2 protein-coding genes are annotated in these 912 nt (G+C 47.3%); both read left to right on the plus strand.

What is annotated here, in order from left to right:
* On the plus strand, positions 1 to 478 hold a 478-nt coding region (gene lptA, locus R7P35_RS25295), incomplete at its 5' end, for a lipopolysaccharide transport periplasmic protein LptA (protein WP_318093155.1).
* Between the two features lies 1 nt (position 479).
* A partial coding sequence (locus R7P35_RS25300) for an ABC transporter ATP-binding protein (protein WP_318079460.1) occupies positions 480 to 912 on the plus strand: 433 nt, incomplete at its 3' end.

The raw sequence follows: 912 nt of genomic DNA on the forward strand, positions 1-912 counted from the left end.
TAGTCTACTGGCACTAGTATTAGCAGCGCCTCAAGCGTTTGCACTTAAGTCGGATACTCAACAGCCGGTTTACATAAACTCTGACACCCAACAGGTGGATATGAAGAGTAACCAGGTCATTTTTAAAGGTGATGTCTCGCTTAAGCAAGGCAGCATCAATATCGATGCAGATAGAATTGTCGTCACTCGCGATCCAAAAACGGAAGCAATCAAACAAATTCAAGCATTTGGTAAGCCTGCGACATTTTCGCAGCTGATGGACGATGGTAAAACGTTAAGTGGTCAAGCAACCGAGCTCGATTACCGCATCTCGACTGACGAACTGACCATGAAAGGCCAAGCGCAGCTCGCTCAAGATGGTAACACCATCAAAGGCTCATCGATTCGTTACCAAATCGGTCAACAGAAGTTGGTGGCTGACAGCTCTAAAAACGAGCGTGTAACCACGATTTTGCAACCCAATCAGATAGAGAACTAATATGGCGGTACTGAGTGCAAAAAATCTCGCAAAGAGCTACAAAAAGCGCAAAGTCGTCACCGATGTTAGCTTAGAAGTAGAGTCTGGTCAGATTGTGGGTTTACTTGGTCCTAACGGTGCCGGTAAAACCACCTCGTTTTACATGATTGTTGGTCTGGTGCCTCGCGATGAAGGCACCATCACCATTGACGACAAAGACATCAGTATTTTGCCAATGCACAGCCGCTCTCGCATGGGTATTGGCTATCTACCGCAGGAAGCGTCGATTTTCCGCAAACTGTCCGTGGAAGATAACATCATGGCCGTATTGGAAACTCGCCAAGAAATGACCCGCGAAGAGCGTCAGGACAAGCTGGAAGATTTGTTGGAAGAATTCCACATACAGCACATAAGAACCAGTGCGGGTATGGCACTATCGGGTGGTGAACGTCGCC

The sequence above is a fragment of the Vibrio sp. Vb0304 genome (assembly GCF_033338995.1).
Taxonomy (GTDB): Bacteria; Pseudomonadota; Gammaproteobacteria; order Enterobacterales; family Vibrionaceae; genus Vibrio; species Vibrio alginolyticus.